This window comes from Marinobacter sp. SBS5 (assembly GCF_048285575.1).
Lineage (GTDB): Bacteria > Pseudomonadota > Gammaproteobacteria > Pseudomonadales > Oleiphilaceae > Marinobacter.
Genome location: NZ_JBLWAZ010000004.1, coordinates 145633 through 168655 on the forward strand (window position 1 = coordinate 145633; position 23023 = coordinate 168655).

The 23023-nt window shown below is 56.4% G+C and carries 25 protein-coding genes; 9 read left to right on the forward strand and 16 right to left on the reverse strand.

The genetic code is table 11. The features are described from left to right. Positions 1-79: 79 nt before the first annotated feature. The 6 genes from fdh3B to ACNQ6O_RS12285 form a co-directional block, all read right to left on the reverse strand. Positions 80-688: a formate dehydrogenase FDH3 subunit beta gene (gene fdh3B / locus ACNQ6O_RS12260; RefSeq protein WP_418053513.1), complete on the reverse strand. Its 609-nt coding sequence runs from the start codon at positions 686-688 to the stop codon at positions 80-82. 15 nt (positions 689-703) lie between these two features. Then, positions 704-3589, reverse strand: a complete 2886-nt coding sequence (locus tag ACNQ6O_RS12265) for a molybdopterin-dependent oxidoreductase (protein WP_418053514.1) — start codon at positions 3587-3589, stop codon at positions 704-706. Between the two features lie 87 nt (positions 3590-3676). After that, positions 3677-3868, reverse strand: coding sequence for a twin-arginine translocation signal domain-containing protein (locus tag ACNQ6O_RS12270; RefSeq protein WP_418053515.1), 192 nt, complete (start codon positions 3866-3868; stop codon positions 3677-3679). A gap of 40 nt (positions 3869-3908) precedes the next feature. Beyond that, positions 3909-4520, reverse strand: coding sequence for a TorD/DmsD family molecular chaperone (locus ACNQ6O_RS12275; RefSeq protein ID WP_418053516.1), 612 nt, complete (start codon positions 4518-4520; stop codon positions 3909-3911). 91 nt (positions 4521-4611) lie between these two features. Beyond that, entirely contained in the window at positions 4612-5220 is a 609-nt protein-coding gene (locus ACNQ6O_RS12280; RefSeq protein ID WP_418053517.1) for a DUF3306 domain-containing protein, read from the reverse strand. After that, positions 5220-5798, reverse strand: a complete 579-nt coding sequence (locus tag ACNQ6O_RS12285) for a DUF3305 domain-containing protein (protein ID WP_418053518.1) — start codon at positions 5796-5798, stop codon at positions 5220-5222. The genes ACNQ6O_RS12280 and ACNQ6O_RS12285 overlap by 1 nt, the downstream gene beginning before the upstream one ends. Before the next feature lie 143 nt (positions 5799-5941). On the opposite strand from ACNQ6O_RS12285, the gene ACNQ6O_RS12290 reads away from it, so the two are divergent. From ACNQ6O_RS12290 to ACNQ6O_RS12305, 4 genes are read left to right on the forward strand one after another with little or no spacing between them, the layout of a single operon-like run. Beyond that, positions 5942-7921 (forward strand): 4Fe-4S binding protein, encoded by a 1980-nt coding sequence (locus ACNQ6O_RS12290; protein WP_418053519.1) that lies wholly within the window; start codon positions 5942-5944, stop codon positions 7919-7921. A 19-nt stretch (positions 7922-7940) separates the two neighbouring features. Further along, complete coding sequence (locus ACNQ6O_RS12295; protein ID WP_418053520.1) at positions 7941-8786, forward strand: Mrp/NBP35 family ATP-binding protein; 846 nt, start codon at positions 7941-7943, stop codon at positions 8784-8786. Then, a complete protein-coding gene (locus ACNQ6O_RS12300) occupies positions 8783-9487 on the forward strand; it encodes a biotin/lipoate--protein ligase family protein (protein ID WP_418053521.1) in 705 nt (234 codons plus the stop codon). The genes ACNQ6O_RS12295 and ACNQ6O_RS12300 overlap by 4 nt, the downstream gene beginning before the upstream one ends. Further along, positions 9484-9960 (forward strand): DUF6505 family protein, encoded by a 477-nt coding sequence (locus ACNQ6O_RS12305; protein ID WP_418053522.1) that lies wholly within the window; start codon positions 9484-9486, stop codon positions 9958-9960. Before ACNQ6O_RS12300 ends, ACNQ6O_RS12305 begins: the two co-directional genes overlap by 4 nt. Here ACNQ6O_RS12305 and ACNQ6O_RS12310 read toward each other — a convergent pair whose 3' ends face one another. The 7 genes from ACNQ6O_RS12310 to ACNQ6O_RS12340 form a co-directional block, all read right to left on the reverse strand. Then, on the reverse strand, positions 9961-11208 hold the full coding sequence (locus ACNQ6O_RS12310) for a molybdopterin-binding protein (protein ID WP_418053523.1): 1248 nt from the start codon (positions 11206-11208) through the stop codon (positions 9961-9963). Positions 11209-11219: 11 nt separating this feature from the next. Next, positions 11220-11711 (reverse strand): molybdopterin-guanine dinucleotide biosynthesis protein B, encoded by a 492-nt coding sequence (gene mobB, locus ACNQ6O_RS12315; RefSeq protein ID WP_418053524.1) that lies wholly within the window; start codon positions 11709-11711, stop codon positions 11220-11222. Continuing rightward, a complete protein-coding gene (gene mobA / locus ACNQ6O_RS12320) occupies positions 11708-12295 on the reverse strand; it encodes a molybdenum cofactor guanylyltransferase MobA (protein WP_418053525.1) in 588 nt (195 codons plus the stop codon). Before mobA ends, mobB begins: the two co-directional genes overlap by 4 nt. After that, a complete protein-coding gene (gene fdhD, locus ACNQ6O_RS12325; RefSeq protein ID WP_418053526.1) occupies positions 12288-13157 on the reverse strand; it encodes a formate dehydrogenase accessory sulfurtransferase FdhD in 870 nt (289 codons plus the stop codon). The genes mobA and fdhD overlap by 8 nt, the downstream gene beginning before the upstream one ends. A 65-nt stretch (positions 13158-13222) precedes the next feature. Next, a complete protein-coding gene (locus ACNQ6O_RS12330) occupies positions 13223-14029 on the reverse strand; it encodes a substrate-binding domain-containing protein (RefSeq protein ID WP_418053527.1) in 807 nt (268 codons plus the stop codon). A gap of 42 nt (positions 14030-14071) precedes the next feature. Next, entirely contained in the window at positions 14072-14818 is a 747-nt protein-coding gene (locus ACNQ6O_RS12335) for an ATP-binding cassette domain-containing protein (RefSeq protein WP_418053528.1), read from the reverse strand. Then, positions 14815-15513 (reverse strand): ABC transporter permease, encoded by a 699-nt coding sequence (locus ACNQ6O_RS12340; protein WP_418053529.1) that lies wholly within the window; start codon positions 15511-15513, stop codon positions 14815-14817. Before ACNQ6O_RS12340 ends, ACNQ6O_RS12335 begins: the two co-directional genes overlap by 4 nt. 117 nt (positions 15514-15630) lie before the next feature. Here ACNQ6O_RS12340 and ACNQ6O_RS12345 point away from each other — a divergent pair, with 117 nt between their 5' ends. Beyond that, a complete protein-coding gene (locus ACNQ6O_RS12345; RefSeq protein ID WP_418053530.1) occupies positions 15631-16515 on the forward strand; it encodes a substrate-binding domain-containing protein in 885 nt (294 codons plus the stop codon). A gap of 67 nt (positions 16516-16582) precedes the next feature. Here the strand turns inward: ACNQ6O_RS12345 and trxA are convergent, their stop codons facing one another. After that, the gene (gene trxA, locus ACNQ6O_RS12350) at positions 16583-16909 is read right to left on the reverse strand and encodes a thioredoxin TrxA (RefSeq protein ID WP_014420340.1); all 327 of its coding nucleotides are present in this window, start codon (positions 16907-16909) and stop codon (positions 16583-16585) included. Positions 16910-17182: 273 nt separating this feature from the next. Between trxA and ppx the strand changes: the two genes are divergently transcribed. Then, positions 17183-18715 carry an exopolyphosphatase gene (ppx, locus tag ACNQ6O_RS12355; RefSeq protein WP_418053531.1) on the forward strand — a complete coding sequence of 511 codons (1533 nt, stop codon included), beginning with the start codon at positions 17183-17185 and terminating at the stop codon, positions 18713-18715. On the opposite strand, the gene ACNQ6O_RS12360 is transcribed toward ppx, so the two are convergent. Beyond that, positions 18696-20651, reverse strand: a complete 1956-nt coding sequence (locus tag ACNQ6O_RS12360; RefSeq protein WP_418053532.1) for an ATP-binding cassette domain-containing protein — start codon at positions 20649-20651, stop codon at positions 18696-18698. The genes ppx and ACNQ6O_RS12360 overlap by 20 nt on opposite strands. Before the next feature lie 45 nt (positions 20652-20696). On the opposite strand from ACNQ6O_RS12360, the gene ACNQ6O_RS12365 reads away from it, so the two are divergent. The 3 genes from ACNQ6O_RS12365 (at position 20697) to ACNQ6O_RS12375 (ending at position 22444) form a co-directional block, all read left to right on the forward strand. Further along, the gene (locus tag ACNQ6O_RS12365) at positions 20697-21236 is read left to right on the forward strand and encodes a TIGR02444 family protein (protein ID WP_418053533.1); all 540 of its coding nucleotides are present in this window, start codon (positions 20697-20699) and stop codon (positions 21234-21236) included. After that, positions 21230-21616, forward strand: a complete 387-nt coding sequence (locus ACNQ6O_RS12370) for a DUF4124 domain-containing protein (protein WP_418053534.1) — start codon at positions 21230-21232, stop codon at positions 21614-21616. The genes ACNQ6O_RS12365 and ACNQ6O_RS12370 overlap by 7 nt, the downstream gene beginning before the upstream one ends. A gap of 123 nt (positions 21617-21739) precedes the next feature. Beyond that, positions 21740-22444: an FKBP-type peptidyl-prolyl cis-trans isomerase gene (locus ACNQ6O_RS12375; protein ID WP_418053535.1), complete on the forward strand. Its 705-nt coding sequence runs from the start codon at positions 21740-21742 to the stop codon at positions 22442-22444. 89 nt (positions 22445-22533) lie between these two features. Here ACNQ6O_RS12375 and rsd read toward each other — a convergent pair whose 3' ends face one another. Then, on the reverse strand, positions 22534-23013 hold the full coding sequence (rsd, locus tag ACNQ6O_RS12380) for a sigma D regulator (RefSeq protein WP_418053536.1): 480 nt from the start codon (positions 23011-23013) through the stop codon (positions 22534-22536). Between the last annotated feature and the right edge of the window lie 10 nt (positions 23014-23023).

Below are 23023 nucleotides of genomic sequence, written 5' to 3' on the forward strand. Positions count from 1 at the left end.
ACTCCAACGGAATAAACAAGAAGTATTCGTTGCCTCAATAACGTCCGGGGCCGGAAGGCCCCGGAATACTCAGGCAAACTTATGCACCCTTCTTCTCGTAGGCTGTGCCCCACCCCCAGGCGCCCGAACCAAAACCACGGCTCACGACGCGCTGGCGATAAATGTCCGCCACCTCGTTGCCATCACCGGCCAACAGGGCTTTGGTCGAACACATTTCCGCACAGAGTGGCAATTTGCCCTCTGCGATACGGTTACGCCCGTATTTAGAGAACTCGGCCGCGGAATTGTCTTCTTCAGGACCACCTGCACAGAACGTACATTTGTCCATCTTGCCACGACTGCCAAAGTTGCCCGCTTGGGGGAACTGGGGAGCGCCGAAGGGGCAAGCGTAGAAACAATACCCACAACCAATGCATAGATCCTTGGAGTGCAACACGATTCCGTCTTCGGTCTGGTAGAAGCAATCCACGGGACAAACCGCCATACAAGGCGCATCTGAACAGTGCATGCAAGCTACCGAGATCGAGCGTTCGCCAGGCTTACCATCTTCGATGGTCACCACCCGCCGACGGTTGATACCCCAAGGGACTTCATGCTCATTCTTACAGGCCGTTACGCAGGCATTACATTCGATGCAGCGTTCGGCGTCGCAAAGGAATTTTGCGCGTGCTTGTCCTTCAAGTGCCATGGTCTACACCTCTTGTTATGCCGGCATAATCGAACACAGGGTAGCTTTGGTCTCTTGCATCTGCGTGACCGAGTCATACCCGTATGTTTGAACAACATTTGTAGATTCACCCAGAACATAGGGATCAGAGCCTTTGGGATACTTATCCCTCAGAGACTTACCCTCCAGGTGCCCGCCGAAGTGGAACGGCATAAAGGCTACGCCCTCGCCAACACGTTCGGTCACCATAGCCTTGACCTTAATACGACCTCCTTCCGGCCCGGTAACCCAAACATCCTTGCCATCACGAATATTCAGGTTGTTCGCATCCCGCGGATTCACCTCAATAAACATGTCCTGCTGCAATTCTGCCAACCAGGGGTTAGAACGCGTCTCGTCACCACCACCCTCATATTCGACCAGACGGCCAGAGGTCAGAATGATGGGGAAGTCCTTGCTGAAGTCCTTCTTCTGAATGGACTCGTACAAGGTCGGTACACGCCAGAACGTCTTGTCTTCATAAGTCGGGTAATCTTTGACCAGATCGCGACGCGTCGTGTAGAGCGGCTCGCGATGAATCGGCACGGGATCCGGGAAGTTCCAGACCACAGTTCGCGCTTTGGCGTTACCAAAGGGTGCACATTCGTGTTTGATCGCAACACGCTGTATCCCGCCGGATAGGTCAGTCTTCCAGTTAGTCTCGGGGCCGGCAACCGCGTCTATGCTGGCACGTTCTTCGGCCGTAAGATCCCCGTCCCAGCCCAGGTCCATCAACATCTGCATGGTGAACTCGGGATAACCATCCTTGATCTCCGAGTTTTTCGAGTAAACGCCTTCTGCCAGCAGGTTTTCACCATTGCGCTCAACACCAAAGCGGGCGCGGAAAGTGAGACCGCCCTGGGACACAGGCAGCGACAGATCGTAAAGATTCGGTGTGCCCGGGTGGTTCATTTCTGCCGTGCCCCAACAAGGCCAGGGCAAGCCATAGATGTCTCCATCGCAAGGCCCGCCCTTTGCACGAAGGGTGGTCTTGTCGAAGTGATGCTGGTACTTCATGTGTTTCTTGAGACGTTCGGGCGATTGCCCCGTGTAGCCGATGGTCCACATACCACGGTTGAATTCACGAGTGATGTCCTCGATTACCGGCTCATCGCCTTCGATGGCAATGTTGCGGAATAAACGATCGGTGAAACCGAACTTGTCCGCAAACAACTTCATGATTTCGTGATCAACCTTTGAATCAAACAGTGGCTCAACCACTTTTTCTCGCCACTGAAGCGATCGGTTCGATGCAGTGACCGAACCGCTGGTCTCGAACTGAGTGGTCGTTGGCAGCAGATAAGCGCCATCTTTGCGATCGTGCAACACGGCTGAAACGGTCGGGAAGGGATCCACTACGACCAACAGGTCCAGCTTTTCCATGGCTTCCTTCATTTCAAGCATACGGGTCTGGGAGTTGGGCGCGTGGCCCCACAGCACCATGGCCCGGGTGTTGTCAGGCTGCCCGAGGTTTTCCTTGGCCTCCAGAACACCGTCGATCCAGCGTGACACCGGGATGCCCTTCTCGTTGATCATGGCTTTGGACTTGCCGTTCTTGTCCCACACGGCAAACCGACCCTTCAGCCAGTCTGGGTCTTCCTCCCAGACTCGCATCCAATGGGCCCAGGCACCCGCGCTCAGACCGTAATAGCCCGGCAGTGTGTCGGCCAATACACCCACGTCGGTGGCGCCCTGAACGTTATCGTGTCCACGGAAAATATTGGTGCCGCCGCCAGAAACGCCCATGTTGCCCAATGCCAGCTGCAGAATGCAGTAGGCGCGCGTGTTGTTATTGCCGTTGGTATGCTGGGTACCGCCCATGCACCAGATCACGGTACCCGGGCGATTATTGGCCAGGGTGCGGGCAACACGTTCAAGCTGGGCGCCCGGCACGCCGGTTACGCGTTCAACTTCTTCAGGATTCCAGCGTTTCACCTCTTGGCGGATTTCATCCATGCCCCAAACCCGGGTGCGGATAAACTCCTTGTCTTCCCATTTGTTCTCGAAGATATGCCAGAGAAGGCCCCACACCAGTGCAACGTCTGAACCCGGACGGAATCGAACAAACTCGTCAGCGTGGGCTGCGGTACGTGTGAAACGCGGATCACAAACGATCAGTGGTGCGTTGTTTTCTTCTTTGGCTTTCAGAATGTGCAGGAGCGACACCGGGTGGGCTTCGGCGGGGTTGCCTCCGATCAGGAAGATCGCCTTGGACTTGTGGATGTCGTTATACGAGTTCGTCATCGCACCATAGCCCCAAGTATTGGCTACGCCAGCGACTGTTGTCGAATGGCAAATCCGGGCTTGGTGATCGACGTTATTGGTACCCCAGTAGGCCGCGAATTTTCGGAAAAGATAAGCCTGCTCATTGTTGAACTTGGCGCTGCCCAGCCAATAGACCGAGTCAGGTCCGCTCTCGTCGCGGATCTGAAGCATCTTGTCGCCAATTTCGTTGATCGCCTGATCCCAAGGGATCTTCTGCCACTGGCCGTTGACCATTTTCATGGGGGACTTGAGACGACGCTCGCCGTGAGCATGCTCGCGCACCGAAGCGCCTTTGGCGCAGTGGGCACCCATATTGAAGGGGCTGTCCCACCCCGGCTCCTGCCCAATCCAGGTACCATTCTGGACTTCCGCCTCGACAGTGCACCCCACCGAGCAGTGCGTACATACGGACTTTTTGCGAACGATTTTCCCGCCTTCGGCCGAAGGCGCCGCAGCTTCGACCCGCCCCGACGTCAGCGATAAAGCCGCCATGCCACCCACTGCAACACCAGAGGCCGTCAGAAACTGACGGCGGTCCAACGTTTTGGCAGCGAGAGATGAAAGTAAAGATCCTGCACGGGAGCCTTTCGCTACCCCGTTGGTCTTCTTCCTTAACATGTCTCTTACCTCTCTCTTTTTATTCTCATTTTTCTGGAGGCGCTATCACCCAAGAGCATCACGCAACCTTGGATAATTTACACTTCCTCAAAAGCGAGCCGATTCAAAATATTTACGTGTGTGTTCCGTGTCACGCAGGCCGCGGCTTTTAGGGACGTCATTTTTGACGACCTCAGCTGCAGCGTTCGGTGCAACCGCCATTGCAACGGCAGCCGGCGCTGCAGTTGCTGCCATTTGCAAGAAACGGCGACGACTGTTTTCACGCTTCGGGCTGTCCATAGGACTCCTCCCCAGGGTCAAAGGATCATTCAGATCCTGATTACTGAATTGCAAAGGCATCTGTTTCTACCGCCATGAAAGCCCGCCCCAGCGAACCTACCGGCGCATAGAAGATGGCGCCTTGCGCTTCTTCCAAATCGATAAAAAACAATGCAGCCCACTTTGCCAAGTGCGCGTCGAAAAAGGTTTTTTGCGAAGAAAGATCGCTGTCGCAAGGAAATTCGCCGGTAATGATGCCCGCCATAATTTCGCAAAGCGTACCGATGTGATCTTCAGGTTCTTTGATGTCGCTACGGGCTTTGATGCCCCGAGCCATCAGGTCTGTTCGCAAATTGGCAAGGGGCTTTTCGTTTAAAAAACCCGTCAGGTAATAGCTGGCATAAGGCAGGAGTTCACCGCGGCCGAGCCCAACGAACAAGTTGTTGTACTCACGTTCGGCATCAAAAGGCGTGGTGCGTTCGGCCAGAGCGGCCAGATTTTTAGAAGCCGAGCCCAACGGGGTGTCATCACCCTGTAACGAAGCCAGCCCTGCAAGCAGGTCCTTTGAAGGAGGGTTGCCCAGCAAGACACCCAGCAAGCGATATATTTGAGCCCTCGCTCGATCTTCGTCACTGATCGTACGAGGGCATTGAACCTCAGCAGTGTTAACCAAGTGTCTATCCTTAGCTTTTATTGTTTAAATTTTGCACCACATATTCTTATAGCTCCGATCCAACGCCGGCGCAACTCTACGTACCCGAGCGCTATGACTCGAAACGCATTCTGGGACGATAGCGCGGCTCGGCTTCAGGCTCGGATTCGCCAGCCTCGGGCTCAATGCTGCGACTCTCGGGGAGCGGCTCCACACACATCTCGAGCTCCGGTTTCTCTGCAGCCCCATCAGGCGCTATCGGCTCCGGCTTTTGCGCGGGTCCCTCAACCCGATTTCCGAGCTGTTCATCAAGTTTCTTCGTTTTATCAATCAGTCCCTGCCCCACCTTGTACAGGGTCTTGGCACCTTTAACCGTGGGGCCTGCAGCAGTAAAATCCTCGTCATAGTCGTTAAGACCATCCAGTACCGCCAGAACGGGGTTGGATTTCCAAAGCGATCGAAGCGCCTTACGGCGCAGAAGATCCGGGATCTCTTTTCGCATAAACCCGGTCACGTCGGTTCCCAGCTCAATGCTGTCCGGATCAGGCAAACCGTATTTCTCGAGAACCTCTTGCTCAGACAGGGTCTCGTTTCGGGCTAACTCCTGCTCCTCCGCAGAGCGGTCAGCCCCCTCCGAAGGTACGGGAAGAGGCGTCGTTTCTGCGCTTCTTTCTGCCTTTGCTTTTAAGCGCGACCAGCGTTGTAAACGTGACTCGGCCATCACTGCAGTCTCGGTTTTTTGATGTTAGCGGGAGCGCGATAGACATCGCTTTCCTGACGGATACGCGGGTCGCCTTTTGCGTCTTCGATACCGTCTACACGAATCTCGTCACGACGGCGTTTCTTGAAAGGCTCTTCGATGTAGTGCATGTCGATAAACTCTTTTATCCAGGCCGCCAAGGACTCCGGGACCGGCACCGCTTCGACAATGCTCTCGCCGCTATCCAGAGAATCCAGTGCCTCATGGGCGCTGGCGGTAACGGTGCTGACAACCCACCCCGATGGAGACTGACTGGTGGCATCTTTATCCATGATGACCCAGACGGAAGGAACGTTCATATTGAGGGACACCAGATACCCCTCAACATCGGCGCGATACAGTTCCATGGTTACTGTTCCCGCGTGGTAATCGACGACCTCACCTTCGTGAACCAGTTCTTTCCAAAAGGCGTCCGGCGCCCCCGGGATAATGGCAACGGGCTTCCAGACGTCACGCGCCCAGCGCGTTACGCCGGGCGAACGACGAACGACGGCCCCGACTTGCAACTCGCGTCTCCACTGATCTGTTCGACTGCTCATGACACTTCTCTTGTTTGTTATAGCCTAGTATTAGCAGTGGCCCGACACTTATCCAATTGTCCAAAAGCAAATGGCTGTGGCATGCTCATGTAGTAAAGCCAATTCGTATATATATAACAACAACGAAACGAGCCAGGTTCCTGATGACAGCACACAAAACCCTACTGGTATGTTCCTGCGACAAGACGCAGCGCCTCGATCCGGAGATGCTGAAGGCAGCAGCAGGTGCTGAGCATGTGGTCGCAGTGAATCAATTGTGCGGCAACGACTTGAGCACGGCCGCGGAGCACCTTGGAGCCCGCAACGAAGTGCTTATCGCCTGTGGCCAGCAGGCCGCTTTGTTCGAGCGTCTCGCCGAGGACATATACGCTGAGACTCAGCACGCTGCGACACTCCATACCATTGATATCAGGGATCGGGCGGGCTGGAGCGCTCCCGACGCAAAGCCCGAGCGCTTAGCGGCCAAACAGGCGGCCCTGATTGCTGCGGCCCAGCTGCCGGCCCCAATGGCCCCCGCCAAAACCATTCAGTCCAGCGGTGTATGCTGCATTATTGGCCCGACTGAGCAGGCGGTCATGATGGCAGAACTGGTCAAGGACGAGCTGGGTGTCACGTGCATCGTGAATGATGCGGGTCCTATACAGTTACCTTCCGCTGCTTACGACGTGGCAAAAGGACAGCTGACGTCAGCTTACGGCGCGCTCGGTAACTTCAAGCTGGAATTTGCCCACCTGCAAACCCTGAACCCGGCCGGTCGTGGAGAACCGGGTTACGGCGAGGTGAAATCCACGGCCCGAAGCGAGTGCGACGTGTTTATCGACCTGCGCGGCGCTGCCCCTGCGTTCCCCAGTCACCAGAAACGCAACGGCTATTTCTGGGCCGACCCGAACAAGACAGGAGAGCTGGAACGCATTGCCCTGACCGCCCGGGAGCGTGTCGGTGAGTTCGAAAAGACGGTGTACTTCAAGCTGGAAGAATCCCTGTGTGCGCACTCCCGGGCCAACCAACCCGGTTGTACCCGCTGCCTGGATGTCTGCCCCACCGAGGCCATTTTTTCTGCCGGAGATCATGTACAGATCGATTCAGACATCTGCGCCGGCTGCGGATCTTGTGCAGCGGTTTGCCCGACGTCTGCCATAAGCATGACCGAAACCCCGTTCGAGGCACTGACCAAGGCCCTAGATGTCATGGCCAAGGTGTATCGCGAGCATACCAACGAATCCCCGCGTCTGGTTTTTCACACCCTCGGTACCGGTGCTGAAGCCATTACCAATCTGGCTCGATACGATGATGGGCTGGCGGATGATTTGATCCCGATGGGGCTGGAGCACACTGACCGGATTGGCCACGCGGAAATAATGGCAGCCTTCGGGGCAGGCTATGCCGAAGTCCTGATCCTGGCCGATAACGAGATAGATCGCCAGGCGGTGGCTGCAGAAGTTGAACTGGCCCAGTCCATGCTTAAAGGAACTCATAACTCGCCGAGCCGGGTTCGGGTTATCGACGCAATCGAACTTTGCAACGCTGGCGACAACGCCGGCAGAGTGAGTGATCCCGTTTTGCTGGTCGGAGGGCGCCGGGACATCACACGCGTCGCGGTTGCCGCTATGGCGGACAAGATCGAGGCACCCATTCCGCTGCCCGCGGGCGCACCATACGGTGCGATAAACATTGATTCCGATAAATGCACGCTCTGCCTGGCGTGCGTGTCGCTGTGTCCGACGGGCGCTCTTGGTGACCACCCGGATCGGCCTGAAGTTCAGTTCACGGAAAACGCTTGTGTCCAATGCGGAGTCTGCGACAGCACCTGCCCGGAGTCGGCCATCACGTTAATACCCCAGCTGGATGTATCCAAGGATGCACTGATTGCCCGGCCACTTCATAGCGAGGAGCCTTTCGAATGCATCAATTGTGGCACCCCGTTTGGCGTTGCCAGCACCATCAACCGAATTGTCGAAAAGCTGGAAAACAAGCACTGGATGTACACGAACTCTGACAACATTCAGCTCATCAAAATGTGCGACGACTGTCGGGTCAAAGCTCAGTTCCATGGGGATCAGGCGCCCATGGCAGGGGGCCAACGCCCCCGCGTTCGCACCAGTGACGACTACCTAGACAGCTAATAATCAAGCAGGGCACAGCATGGTCGAATACACCGAAGTAGGAAAACCCAACCTGATTGGCACTGACGCGCCCAGGCCCCAAGATAAAAACCCTAAGGGGATTAGTCGCATCATTGCCATTTCATCGGGCAAAGGCGGCGTGGGCAAGTCGACCGTAGCCTCCAACCTGGCGGTCGCGCTGGCGTCTAAGGGGCTGAAAGTTGGCCTCTTGGATGCCGACGTTTACGGACCTAGCCAGCCCCGCATGCTGGGCGTTTCTGGTCGCCCATCCAGCCCCGACGGGCACACCATCCTGCCCCTGCGCAATCATGGCGTGACTCTAATGTCGCTGGGCCTGATGACCACCGATGACGAAGCCATCGTCTGGCGCGGGCCTATGCTGATGGGTGCACTGGAACAGATGATGAACCAAGTAGATTGGGGCAGGCTGGATGTGTTGCTGGTGGATCTTCCCCCGGGCACAGGGGACGTCCAGATGACGCTGAGCCAGAAGTTTTTTGTTGCCGGCGCCGTTGTCGTCTCGACACCGCAGGACATTGCCCTGATGGACGCTCGCAAAGGCATTGATATGTTCAACCGCATGGATGTGCCGTTGTTTGGCTTGATTGAGAACATGGCCTCTTTTGTCTGTGACGGCTGCGGCAAAGAACATCACCCCTTTGGATCCGGCGGAGCCCGGGCTGAAGCAGAAAAGATCGGAGCCCCCTTTTTGGGCGAGATTCCGCTCGATCTGGACATCCGTATCGGGTCAGACGGCGGCGTTCCTATCGTAGTGTCAAAACCGGAAAGCCCGCAGGCAAAAGCCTTCCAGCGCATCGCCGACGAGATCACCGCCTCTAGCGTCTACGCCCGGGCCACCCTATGAGCGAGTCGCCCCTATTCCCTCCGCTCTTAACGGGAGAAACGGTACCCAAACACACAGACCCCTTTAATAAAGCGGTCAGCCGGGCCATTGCAGGCATCGATTCCGGCACGATCTTTTACTCCGAAGCGGGCGAGACCTTACGCGCAGCTCTGGTGCTGGCACCAGAAACGCCGCTTGAGGAGGCTATCCAAGCCGTCTATGTCGCCCAGATAGGCCTTGCCGAGAGCCTCGGCGCACTGGCCCCACCGGAAGTCCCCGTGCACTTTCAATGGCCCGATCGTATCAAGGTCAATGGCGCGCTCTGTGGTGGGGTTCGCTTTGCAACGGATGCTTCGGATCCCAAGGAACACCCGAATTGGCTGGTCATTGGCATTGATGTGCCATTCAGGCATTTGAGCGACGAGCCAGGAATAAACCCGAATCAAACCTGCCTTGAAGACGAAGGGTGCGTTGATGTCACCCCTATGGCGCTGCTGGAAAGCTGGTCCAAACACACGCTTTTGTGGCTGACCTACTTTATGGATAGTGGATTTGAGCGCGTACACAACGAGTGGCGGCCACGCTGTGACACCTTGGGTAAAATGATCAACTATCCACAACCCGGCATCTTTGTCGGGCTGGACGAGAAAGGCCGGATGTTACTCCGCCAGGGCGCCATGACCGAGACATTGAGCTTAATTACATTCGCGGAGCACCTATGAAACTCGCCCGAACCCTGCGTCTGGATATATCCGATGAAAACGTCTTTGACTTGCCAGCCCCGAGCGGTGAATGGGCAATCTCGGGGGGATTTGAATTTTCCAACTGGACTGAAGCGGACCTGAAAGGCAAAGCTCGCCAGGCCTTCACCAACGGTTGGTACAGTATAGAATCTGGTGGCCGCGCCAGTTTTGTTGGCGTATGCAAAATCACCGACACCGAGTTAGAACAAGTAAAAAAAACGCTGGCGCAAACCTTTGTCGATCGTTATGGCGCGCCGGACATTGACGCGGCCTACCCGGTCGCCTGCGAAGAGATCGACCAGATGTGTAGTATGTGTGAGGACTTCGAGGAGAACACCCTGTTGATGGTCAGTCGCACGCTGACGGAGTTGGGTGTTGAGGAAACTTACCGCTCCCGGGCGCCACAAGATGCTTCCTTAGAGGCCTTTGCCGTGCACGGCAGCGTCGAGTAACTAGAGCCCGAAGCTGCCGTAGGGAATAAACCGCACGGGGGTTCCCGGCTCTATTTGCTGAGCGCTTTCATCCAGCTCCACCAAACCTTCGGACCAAGCCAGCCCGGTCACCCGGCCCGAGCCTTCAGAGCCGAACACCTCAAGCCGCCCATCGCGTATCCTCGCGCGCAACATCTCGCTGCGCCCCGGTTTCTTGTTCTTATGAAAGTTGGCGGGCATGACATAGGCCTGGGGCTCAAACCACTCGCTGCCGGCAAGAAGCGCCATGGCCGGAGCACCAAAGCGCAGCGCGCAGACCCAGGCCGCCACCGGATTGCCGGGCAAGCCCACCACCGGCGTGCCCTGGAACATAGCCAGCGCCAGGGGGCGGCCCGGCTTTATCGCGATGCGCCAGTTACTGATGTCGCCATGGGCTTTCAGTGTTTTTGACACGTGATCCTCGTCGCCTGCGGAAATACCGCCACTGGTCAGGATCAGGTCACACTGCTCTGCGCCCTTCTCTAGCGCAGATTTGACGTCTTCGGCCCGGTCAAGCACATGGCCGAGGTTCACCAGTTCATAGCCGAGCTGCACCACCAACGCGCTCAGCATCGGAAGATTGGCGTCGTAGATTTGCCAATCGGTGACCGCTGAACCAACAGGCTTCACTTCATCACCCGTGGACAGGACTCCGACACGGAGCCGCTGATAGACATCAACCGACTCGACGCCCACGCTGGCAAGCACTGAAATCTGGGTAGGCGTCAGACGGGTGCCCGCCGCAAGAATTTGATCCTGCGCCTTAATATCCTCTCCGGCCTTACGGACGTTAGCACCTGCTTTTAACGTACCGTGCAAATGCAGCTGCCCCTCAATAACCTCGCAGTCCTCTTCCAAAACCACCGTATCGGTGCCGACCGGTATCACCGCACCGGTCAGAATCCGGATAGCATGGCCTTCGGGCACATGCCCCAGGTAAGGTTCCCCGGCAGCACTCCGTCCTTCTAGCAGCGGCAGCGCGCAAGGCACTTCGGTTAAAGGTCCTGCAAACGCATAGCCATCGACCGCAGAATTGCTGCTGGGAGGGTGAGCGCGAGGTGCATAAACATCGGTTGCCAATATCCGGCCATTCACCCGTGACAACGGAACGGAGCGCTCCACGCCCACCACAGGGTGCAAACGTGAACGTAACCGTTCCAGCGCTTCTTCTACCGACGTCCAATTAACCCCGGGGGGCAGAGCAAAACAGTCATTACGAAGCGGTTTCATGGTTCTCCCGATTATTGTTTTTCGGAGCTCAGAACAAAGTCAGCAATTCCGGATACATCGTTCACATCAAAAACGGGGCCTGAGAACTCCGCAGCGTAGTCCGCTGCCAAAGCTATAATGTTGGAATCTTCCAGATACAGGGGTGTTCGCGAACTTTCCCGCCGGTGCACTTCGATCTTTCGGTGCGGGTGGGTTTTGAACCCTTCCACCACAACCCAATCGCAAGGACCTAAACGGGCCAGCAATTCATCCAGCGTCGGCTCTTTGGCACCGCGTAATTCGTGCATGATCGCGAAACGCTGACCACCCGCCAGAATGACCTCCTGGGCGCCAGCATCGCGGTGTTTGTAGCTGTCCGTGCCGGGCTGATCCACGTCCACCCTATGATGGGCATGCTTGATCGAGTTGACCCTCAGCCCTCTACCGGAAAGCTCTCGAATCAATGCACTGACCAGAGTTGTTTTCCCGGAATTTTTCCAGCCCACGATACCGATAACATTCACTTAAGGTGCTTCTCCGCCCAGGCCAGATCTTCTGGTGTATTGATGTTGAAAAAATCGCCCTCGTTGAAAACCACCAGAGTTTCACCCTGGGCTTGAGTCCACTGGCGGATCTTGCGTACTCCGTCGTTCAGGGCCGCTCTCAAATCATGCCGCAACGCGACCTGCCAGCGGCCAAAGGTCGGCTGGGGCAGTCGACCGCGTTCCGGGTCCGGGGTGGCAGCCAACACCACCGGGGTATCGTACCCGGCCAGCCGCTCCACAAGATTCTTGGGGAAAGATGGTGTATCCGCTGCAACGCTGATCAGCCATTCATGGCCCTGCTCGGCCGCCCAATCCATGCCCGCGAGAACACCGGCCAAAGGTCCCGGAAAATCGCCGATAGAATCAGCCACCACGGGCAAATTCAGGTCATCAAACCGACTTAGATCCCCATTGGCATTCAGCACAACGGCATCAACCTGCGGGGAGATTCGCTCGATAACGCGGTCAATTAAAGACTGATCGCCGAGTATCAATCGCCCTTTGTCACCACCGCCCATGCGGTTGGCCTGGCCACCGGCCAGAATAACCGCGCACTCAGTCATGCACGGCCCCTTTTCGACGCTGTTTCTTGTCTTCATCGGGAACCTGGGACAAGTCCTGATCGAACACCAGACGATGTTGCCCACTGAGGCAAGTGAACTTCTTGCCTCGCATCCGTCCGATCAGCGTCAACCCAACCTGCTGGGCAATATCGACCCCCCAGGCCGTAAAGCCCGACCGGCTGATCAGTGTCGGAATGCCCATCAGAGCCGTTTTGATCACCATTTCAGACGTCAGTCGGCCTGTTGTGTAAAGAACTTTATCTGCCGCCGGGATGCCGTTCAGGTGCATCCAGCCTGCGATCTTGTCGACCGCATTGTGACGCCCTACGTCCTCCATATAGGCGAGGATTTCGCGGCCCTGACACAGGGCAGTGCCATGAATGGCACCGGTTTCCATATACAGGCTGGGCGTGTGGTTAATCTGGTAAGAGAGATCGTAAAAGGTGCTGGTGTGTACCGGTGTATCCGGCAGTGACAGCCCTTCCAGCCCCGCCATCATGTCGCCAAACACCGTGCCCACGGCGCAACCGGAGGTTCGGGTTTTCTTTTCCAGCTTGCCCTCGACATCGGTAACGCCCGCCGTGCGCACCACAGCGACTTCAAGCTCTTCGTCAAAATCGATCCCGGTGACCTGATCGCTCTCTTTCAGCATGCCCTGATTCAGCAAAAAACCGAGCGCCAGATACTCCGGATGATCGCCGATGGTCATGGCCGTGACGATTTCCTGGCTGTTCAGGTAGATGGTCAGAGGGCGCTCTTCAATCACGCTGATTGATTTGTCTTCGCCATTTTCATCAACGCCCGCCACGACACGGGAGAGGCGAGGGTCTTTCGGGTCGGGAAGTATGGGTTCAATCGTCATTTTTGTTATAGCCGTTTCATGAACGCCGCAGAATGGGATATGTACGAATCATGCCAGAGATTAGCCTATTTGGCATTCGGGAAAAACAGCTGCTGTCCGTCAACCTTAAAGTCGGCAATCGCTTGCTGGCCCTCTTCGGAAATCAGCCAATTGTGCCACTGTTTGGCGAGGTCGTGCTTGAGGTGAGGGTGTTTCTCCTCGGAAAGCAACAAGCTTCCGTACTGGTTGAACAGCACTTTGTCACCTTCAAAAAGCAGCGTCAGGTTCTGACGGTTTCCGAATGCCACCCAGGTGGCACGATCCGACATCACATAGGCGTCCATGGCCGCAGCGGTGTTGAGCGTTGGCCCCATGCCACTGCCTAGTTCGCGGTACCAGTCCCCGTCGGGCTCAACACCGGCATTTTCCCAACGGCGCAACTCGGCGCGGTTGGTACCGCTGTCATCCCCGCGGGAAGCGAAGGGTACCTCGGCGTTAGCGATAGCCGCGAAGGCTTCCGCAGCACTCTGCGCCTTACTGATATTGGCCGGATCCCCTGCGGGACCAATCAACACAAAGTCGTTATACATAACATCGACTCGCTCGCTGGCGTAGCCGTTTTCCACAAAGCGCTGTTCGCCTGCCGTGTCGTGAACCAGAAGGCTATCGGCATCGCCGCGGCGCGCGATTTCAAACGCCTGCCCGGTGCCCACGGCCACCACACGCACCTCGATACCCGTAGCGTCTTTAAACTTCGGCAGAATGGTATCGAACAACCCGGAGTTCTCGGTGGAAGTGGTCGAGGCCAGGGTAATGTAGTCTTCGGCGTGAGCACTGAGCGCGAGGCCCATCGCGGTTACACTGGCGAGCACTAGGTTCAAGGTCTTGTTCATCTTGTCTTCTCCTTTGACGGGTAACAGTATCTTGAGAAACTTTTACTCGACCAGTTCTCCGGCAACAAACGCCTGTGCTTTTGGCGAGACCGGCTGGTTGAAAAAGATTTCAGCGGGGGTGTGTTCGCAAAGTTTTCCGCCTGAAAGAAACAGGACATCCCCGGCAAGGCGCCGGGCTTGGTGAATATCATGGGTGGTCATCACAATGCGCGTTCCCTGCTGGTGAAACTCCAGCACTGCGGCCTCTACGGCTTTGATAGCTGCCGGGTCGAGCGCCGAGGTAGGCTCGTCCAGGAACAACACCTGAGGCGAAAGCAGCCAGGCCCGCGCCAACGTCAGGCGCTGCTGTTGCCCTCCTGAGAGCACCCGCGCGGGTATTTTTGCGCAGGCGGCTAGACCAAATCGCTCGAGAGCATCCAGGGCAAGCTTCATGCGTTCCCTGCGCGGGACATTATTCACGGCCAGTGCGTGCATGAGATTGGCCACCGCTGAGCGGCGTAAAAGCACCGGGTGCTGGAATACCATGGCTTGGCGGGGGCAAATCTCCTGACCTGACCAGGTGATCTTCCCAAGGGTGGGTGACAGTAAACCATGGGCCAGTCGCAGCAGGAGGCTCTTGCCCGAACCGTTAGGCCCCATCACCAAGGTAGGGCCGACGCCGTCCAGTGTGAACGAACAGGGGCCCAACAAGCACTTCCCCTCCTGACTGAAGGCGACATTGTCAAAGCGCAATGCGGGCGGCGTTAAAAGGGCCGATGAGGACAAGTATGAGGCGTTCAGTGAAGTCATCCTATGCGCCTCCTGGTCACTTCACCCACCAGGTAGGCGCCGGCGTTGATCAGCATAACCAGAGTCAGCAGCACAATGCCCAGCCCGAGCGCCAGGGGCAGGTTACCCTTACCGGTTTCCAGCACGATGGCGGTGGTCATTACCCGGGTAACCCCGTCAATGTTGCCACCAACCATCATCACCGCCCCCACCTCGGCACTGGCGCGGCCGAAACCAGCGAGCAGAACGGTCAATAGTGCAAAGCGGGCATCCCACAACAGGGTGGGCATCATTCGTGCCCGCGACATGCCCAGCGACATAAACTGTTCGCGGTATTCACTCAGCATTTCTTCGACCTTCTGACGCGACAACGCAGCGAGGATCGGCAGCACCAGCACCACCTGGGCTATCACCATGGCACCCGGTGTAAACAGAAATCCCAGTTCTCCCAGAGGACCGGCGCGAGAGAGGAGCAAGTACACCACAAGCCCGGCCACCACCGGGGGAAGTCCCATCAAAGCATTGAGCATGACGATCACCCCGCCCCGCCCGGGAAAGCACCACAAAGCTACTGCAGCGCCTAGGGGAAAGCCGAGCACAGCCGCTATCACAACCGCCATAAGAGACACCTTCAGCGAAAGTATCACGATCTGGAATAGCGAGGCATCGAGATTGACAAGTAGCGAGAGTGCCACATAGAACGCATTATCTTCCAAGGCTGCGTCTCCTTATTATTTGAGCATCGTGGCGTTTCTAACTACGCTTTGCACAGCCTTCTGAAAAATATGCAGTCTAAAACAGTCCTGCGCTTTGCCGGACAGCAGGAGAAAGCGATGCCCCTCCCCACTTATCTCACGACAGCCGAGGCCGCTGAGTATCTGCGCCTGAAAGAGCGCAAAATCTACGACCTGGTCAGCCAGGGCGTTATTCCCTGCGTGCGGGTAACCGGAAAACTTCTGTTTCCACGCCAGCGTATCGATCTTTGGCTGATGAACCACCTGGAGGGCGACGACGCGGTCAGCTCTCCGACACCGCCGGTCTTGGCAGGTAGCCAGGACCCGCTGCTGGAGTGGGCGGTAAAAGAGAGCAGCGCGGAGCTGGCGCTGCTGTGTCAAGGGAGCGGCGACGGCGTACAAAGATTAATTAATGGGCGCGCGATGCTCGCCGGGATGCACATCTGGCACGCGGAAACCGGGCGTTACAATGAGCCCGCCACCTTGGGACTGAGCGGGATGCGTGATCTGGTTCTGATTCGGTGGGCAAAACGTCAGCAGGGGCTGCTTTTAAACCCTGACAACCCTCATCAAATTACGCGACTTGAGGATATCACCCGGCCCGGCATACGCATCGCACATCGCCAGCCCGATGCCGGCGTCAGCCATTTGCTGCAGAGCTTGCTCACTCGCCACCGCATCGATGCCAGCAAGCTTACATGGGCCGCTCATCCGTCGCTCAGTGAGGACGATCTCGCTTTGGCTATTCGGCAGGGTGAAGCGGATATCGGCGTGGGAATTGAAGCTGCGGCGCGGCGCCAGGGGCTGGCGTTTATTCCTCTGCAGGAGGAGCATTTCGACTTGGCCATGCGCAGGCGTCACTACTTTGAGCCAGCGCTGCAACGTTTGCTGGCGTTTGCCAGAAGCGAGCGTTTCATTCAGCGCGCCGAAGCGCTTGGTGGATACGACATCAGCGAGCTGGGGAAAGTCGTCTATAACGCTTGAACAGCACCCATAAAAAAACCGCCCAAGAGCACGGCTCCGGGGCGGTTTTCAGGCTATCAGGATGCAATCAGAGATTGCTATCCAGGAATGCCGCGAGCTGTGATTTGGACAGCGCGCCTACTTTGGTAGCGTCCACGTTGCCGTTCTTGAACAGCATCAGAGTCGGGATGCCACGAATGTTGAACTTCGGTGGAGTCTGCTCGTTTTCGTCGATGTTCAGTTTGCAGACTTTGAGCTTGCCTTCGTATTCGTCGGCGATTTCTTCCAGAACCGGCGCAATCATTTTGCAAGGACCACACCACTCGGCCCAGTAATCTACCAGTACCGGAACGTCAGATTTCAGTACGTCCTGTTCGAAGGAAGCGTCGGTGACATTAACGATATTTCCGCTCATTACCTATTCCTGATTCAGGCGCTCCAAGCTGCTTTTGTATCAGCACCGGAGTCGCTGTTGGCTATAGCAGACGGTTAATCTTCTGTTCAGTGAAGCCGTCTACCCGAAAGTCTATGCGCAATACTTTACGCGATTGGCAGCGTGGATGTGAAGTAAGTTGTATCCACGGCCTGGTTGTTTGGTGTCAGTATTGTCCACATCGAGCTACTGACACTTTGATGATGTTTCCCTTATAGTACAGCCAAGTTCACTCTACACAGGACGCCCATCACCGTGACGGCCGCATCTATTGCCGAGAACGAAGCCTCTACTCCGGACCTGCTGGCCTCCATTGATATGGGCTCCAACAGCTTCCACATGGTTGTAGCCCGTCTGGTTCACGGTGAAATCCGTACCGTTGAGAAAATGGGCGAGAAAGTTCAGCTTGGCGCAGGCCTGGATGCGGACAACAACTTGAGCGAGGAAGCGCAGCAGCGAGGCATTGAGTGCCTTCGCCGGTTCGCGCAAAGGCTGCAGGGCACGCCGGCAGAAGGTGTGCAGATTGTGGGCACGAATGCGCTACGAGTCGCCCGCAACGCTCAGGAGTTCATCGACAAGGCGGAAGAGGTGCTTGGTTATCCGGTGGAGGTCATCGCCGGCCGGGAAGAAGCCCGTCTGATTTACCTTGGTGTTTCTCACACACTCTCGGATGACGAAGGCCGCAGGTTGGTGATCGATATCGGCGGCGGTAGCACCGAATTTATTATCGGTGAGCGTTTCGAACCGCAAGAGCTGTCGAGCATGCACATGGGCTGCGTGTCATTCCGGAACCTGTACTTCCCGGATGGCAAGATCACCCGCAAGCAAATGGACAAGGCCATCATCCACGCCGAGCAGGAACTGCAGAGTATTTGGCGGCGTTATCGTGCGGTGGGTTGGCAAAGTGCCGTGGGCTCGTCGGGCTCGATCAAGGCAATATCCAACGTTTTAGCCACCCTCAAACTCACCGACGGCAAAATCACCCGTGAAGCAATGGACGAACTTCGCACACGTTTGGTGGATATGGGCAATATCGATAAGCTCGCCGAGTTGGGCGTTCGCGAAGATCGTCAAAGCATTTTCCCGGCGGGGTTCGCCATTCTTCTGGCCGCGTTCCGAGCCTTAGACATTCAAGAGATGGAATTCGCCGATGGTGCGCTTCGGGAGGGCTTGCTATACGATCTGGTGGGGCGAATTCAGCACGAAGACGTTCGTGAGCGGACCATTACCGCGCTGCAGGAGCGCTATCATGTCGATCAGGCCCATGGCAGCGCGGTAGAACAGACCGCCCTTGCCGCTTGGGATCAGGTTGCCGACGTTTGGGGGTTGCGCACACCGGTTGATGAAGATGCCTTGCGATGGGCTTGTCGGCTGCATGAAATCGGCCTGACTATTTCCCACTCGCAATACCACAAACACGGCGCGTATCTGTTGCACTACTCCGACTTGCCGGGCTTCACCCTGCAATTTCAAAGGGCCTTGGCCACGCTGGTACGAGGACACCGCCGCAAGCTTTCTCCGGCAGTATTCGAGCACGTAGAGCCGGAAGACAAGCCCCGACTACGTTACTTATGCATTCTGTTGCGGCTGGCGGTGGTTATTCAGCACTCACGGAATTTGGAGCCGGCACCGGAGTTTGTGCTCCGGGCCGAAGAAAACCTGCTGTCCGTCGAGTTTCCTGATGGCTGGCTAGACGATCGGCCACTGACTCTGGCCGATCTAAACAACGAGCAAGACTATCTGGCGCGACAGGACTTCACTCTGGAAATCAGGCCCCAGCAGAGCTGAGCGCCAGCTCTTCTTCAAGACTTTCGACGGTTTCACTGACCTCGAGCCACTCTGTTTCCGTATCGTCCAGATCGCGCTTAAACTGAGTCTGCTCCGCCAGCAATTCCTTTAACCGCACTTTATTGCTCTCGTCGTACAAGGATGAGTCGGATAACGATGCCTCAACCGACGACAGCTTCTCCTGAAGCTGGTCCATACGCGCTTCAAGAGTGTTCTGCTTCTTACGCCAAGGGCTGATTTTTTTCCGAATTTCAGCTTCCTGTCGCTTCCGGGCTTTGCGCTCGTCCGCACTTAACGTCACCGCGCCCGACTTCTTACCGGCCCCGTCCTCGGCAACTTGCCGCTTGAGTGGCTCATCATCGTCTTTGCGGCGCTCCGCCAGCCAGCGTTCATAGTTTTCCAGATCGCCGTCGTACTCTGTCACCGTGCCATCAGACACCAGCCAGAATTCATCAACGGTATTACGCAGCAAGTGGCGGTCGTGCGACACCACCACAATGGCACCGTCGAAATTCTGCAGCGCCATAGTCAGCGCCTGACGCATTTCCAGATCGAGGTGGTTGGTCGGCTCATCCAGCAACAGCAGGTTGGGCTTCTGCCAGGCAATCACCGCCAACGCCACCCGAGCCTTTTCACCACCGGAAAACGAACGGATCGGGCTAAGCGCCTCATCACCATGAAAATCAAAACCACCGAGGAAGTTTCTCACCTTTTGCTCGGATGCCCGAGGGTCAAGCCGCTGCAGGTGCAAGAACGGGCTCGCGTCTAGGTCCAGAGACTCGAGCTGATGCTGGGCGAAGTAGCCGATCGACAGGTTCTCGCCAGCGGTACGCTCACCCGACATCAAGGTGTCTTCTCCGCGCAGGGCATCCATGAAGGTTGATTTACCCGCTCCGTTCGGGCCCAACAGGCCAATACGGGACCCCGGCAGCAGAGAAATATTGATGCCATTGAGAATCGTGGTGTCGCCATGCCCGGCCGAGCCGTGACGAATCGACAGCAACGGGTTCGACACCTTGTCGGCAACCGGAAACTCGAAGCTGAACGGGGAATCCACGTGAGCCGGTGCGATCCGCTCCATGCGTTCCAACGATTTAACCCGGCTTTGGGCCTGTTTGGCCTTGGTAGCTTTGGCCTTGAAACGGTCGATAAAGCGTTGAATTTCAGCAATACGGGCTTGCTGTCGCTCGAAACTGGCCTGTTGCTGGGCCAGACGTTCGCTGCGCTGGGTCTCGAACGCCGAGTAGTTGCCGGTATAGAGCTCCAGCTTCTTGTTATCGAAATGCACCAGGTGCGTAGAGACTCTGTCCATGAAATCCCGGTCGTGGGAGATGAACAACAGCGTGCCCTGATACTTGCGCAACCAGTTTTCAAGCCAGAGGCAAGCATCCAGATCCAAGTGGTTGGTGGGCTCATCCAAGAGCAGCAAGTCGGACGGACGCATGAGTGCCTGAGCCAGATTGAGACGAATACGCCAGCCACCCGAGAACGCTGAAACCGGGCGATCGGCATCGCTGTCTGCAAAACCCAAGCCCCGGATCAGAGACTCCGCCCGGCGGGTTGCGGACCAGGCCTCATGGATGTCCAGCTCACCGTGGAGGTGGGCTATCGCATAATCGTCACCACGGGCTTCAGCCGCCGCCAGTTCGGCTTCCAGCCGACGCAACTCCAGATCACCATCGAGTACGAAATCGCGCGCCGACCGGGACGACGACGCCACCTCTTGCGCCATGTGCGCAATACGGCACCCGCCCGGCAAAGAAACACTGCCCTGCTCTGGGCTCAAATGGCCCAATAAGAGCTGAAACAAGCTGGATTTACCGGCACCATTGGCACCCACAATGGCTACACGCTGGCCTGGCTGAACCGTCACACTGACGTTTTCTAGCAACCAGACGCCGCCTCGTTGTAAACTGAGATCGGTTATCGTTAACATAGAGCAACTTTAATCCATGGATGTCAGCCAAGGAAGAGCGTTACCGTGACCATTCTGCAGACAGAATCTTTGACTCTGCCGGCCTCTATGGAACCGGACAACCCTCTCTGGCGTTATGCACTGGCCTGCTGGCAGAAACCGGGATTGGCTGAGACCTGCCTGACTCTTCAGGAACAAGGCTGGAGCGTAACCCGAATCCTGTGCGCTGGCTGGTTAGGCGTGAATGGGCGCACGTTCACTGGCATCGAGGACGCTAAGGTAACAGAGTGGCGCGAGCATGTAACCGGTCGCATTCGCTCGGCACGCAAATCGATTCCCCGGAACCATGCACCCAGTCACGAACTCCGGAGCGCGCTCGCCAAAGCCGAGTTACAGGCCGAGCAATCAGAATTGGCGCTGGCATGGCAGACACTTTATGAACGCAACCCGGAAGTTGCGAGCATGCAAAACTGCACCACAGTTATCGTGCAGAACTTACTTACCGCAGCTCCACTCACGACACGGGAATTGCAGCCTATGACCCACATCACTAAGCTTGCCGACTTGCTGGCTGAGCACACTCGCCGGAGCACTGAGCCATGCTGATGAAGTGGCTGGTACGGCTAGCCTTCCCCGCCCTTGGTTTGCTGTTACTACTGATTTTCTTCGGCTTGGGCGACCCTGAAAACGTGGCCGAGCCTGTTCGGAACGCACAATCTCAGGAAATGCTGCCGCCCTTTGAAGGGCTCGTACCCTCACCGGCTCCCACCAATGGGCCGGAAATTGTATTCAAATGGAAAGACACTGACGGCCATTGGCACTACGCCGATCAGCCACCCGCTCAAGGCCAGTGGAACGCATTGGCTATCGAGCGCAGTGAGCCCTCCTCCCAAAAAGGCCACTCTGCTGGCTCAAGCGATGATTGGCAGACGCCCTACAGCGCCCCCTTTTCGTTGAACGGCCCTGCCTACAACAGAGAATCATGACGATCACCATGCCTCAGCCTTAACACTTGTTCAGTAGCATCCACTTACAGAACCCGTTAAGTTGTTGTCCCGACATTTCCAACAGGGCCGCAGAGCCCTGAAACATGTGCAAAGGAACAATTCATGAAGAAAACACTTTTAGCCCTAGCCATGGCCGGCGTTGTCGCCGGTTGTTCGACCACCGAGCAGGATCCGTCACTGGAAACCACGCCCGAGAAAGTCAGCTACGGCATGGGCCTGGTGATGGGCGAGCGCATGAGCAACGACCTGCCAGACCTGCAACTGCAACAGTTCATTCAGGGTTTTGAGCACGGTCAATCCGGTGACGAAGAAGCCAAGCGCCTGACTCGCGAAGAAATTCAAACAGCGCTTCTGGCCTATCAGGAAGAGATGCAAAGCCAGCAGGAAAAGCAATACGAAGAGCTGGCCAAGAAAAATAAAGAAGCAGGTGAAGCCTTCCTGGCTGAAAACGCTGAGCGTGAAGAAGTACAAACCACCGAGTCCGGTCTTCAATACGAAATTATTGAAGAGGGCGATGGCGAAAAACCAACCGTTTCAGATCGCGTGCAAGTGCATTACGCGGGCGAGCTGATCAACGGTGAGGTATTCGACAGTTCGCGCGAGCGCGGCAAGCCAGCTACGTTTGGCGTCAGTCAGGTTATTCCCGGTTGGACTGAAGGGCTGCAGCTGATGAGCGAAGGTGCGCGTTACAAACTGTATATCCCGGCTGAACTGGCCTACGGTGCAGCAGGCAACCAAGCCATTGCACCGAACGAAACACTGGTGTTTGACGTTGAGCTTCTGAAGATTAACCCAGAAGCCAAATGATGCTGGTCGGTATCTAAAAAGCCGGTCTGAGGAGTAACCCCAGACCGGCTTTTTATTTGAATCAAGAGACTCTTATCGCAACGCAGAGCTCAGGCAGATGCCACCTTTTCCGCGTGCGCAGTGTGTAAGTTTTCGATCAGGAAATCTTCCATCTCAAAACGGTTTTCCAGCACTTCACCCAAACGGGACAGCTCGTTAAACAAAGTGTCTACGTCTTCTTCGGTCAAAATGCGGCCATCCACTTGATCATTGAAACCCAGCGCCACTTCGGTCGTTTTCTGAATCTCCGGATAAACTCTAGCCGCCAATTCCAGCCCACCATCGTCAAACTCCCGGGCTTCCTGAACCAGTTGCTCATAAACCTCAAAGTGCCCCGCCGAAACGTAATCCACCAGCACTTCACACAACCGGATAAACTTCTTGCTCAGTGCTTCTGTTGGGCTCCGATCGCTTTCACCGGACAACTCGCAGTAATGAACAAGTAGCTGCTGCCGTTCTTTCAACCAACGGTCAATCAACTCACTGACACCGCCCCAGCGTTCCTTGGCATTCTGACAATTCTCCAACATAACGCCTGTC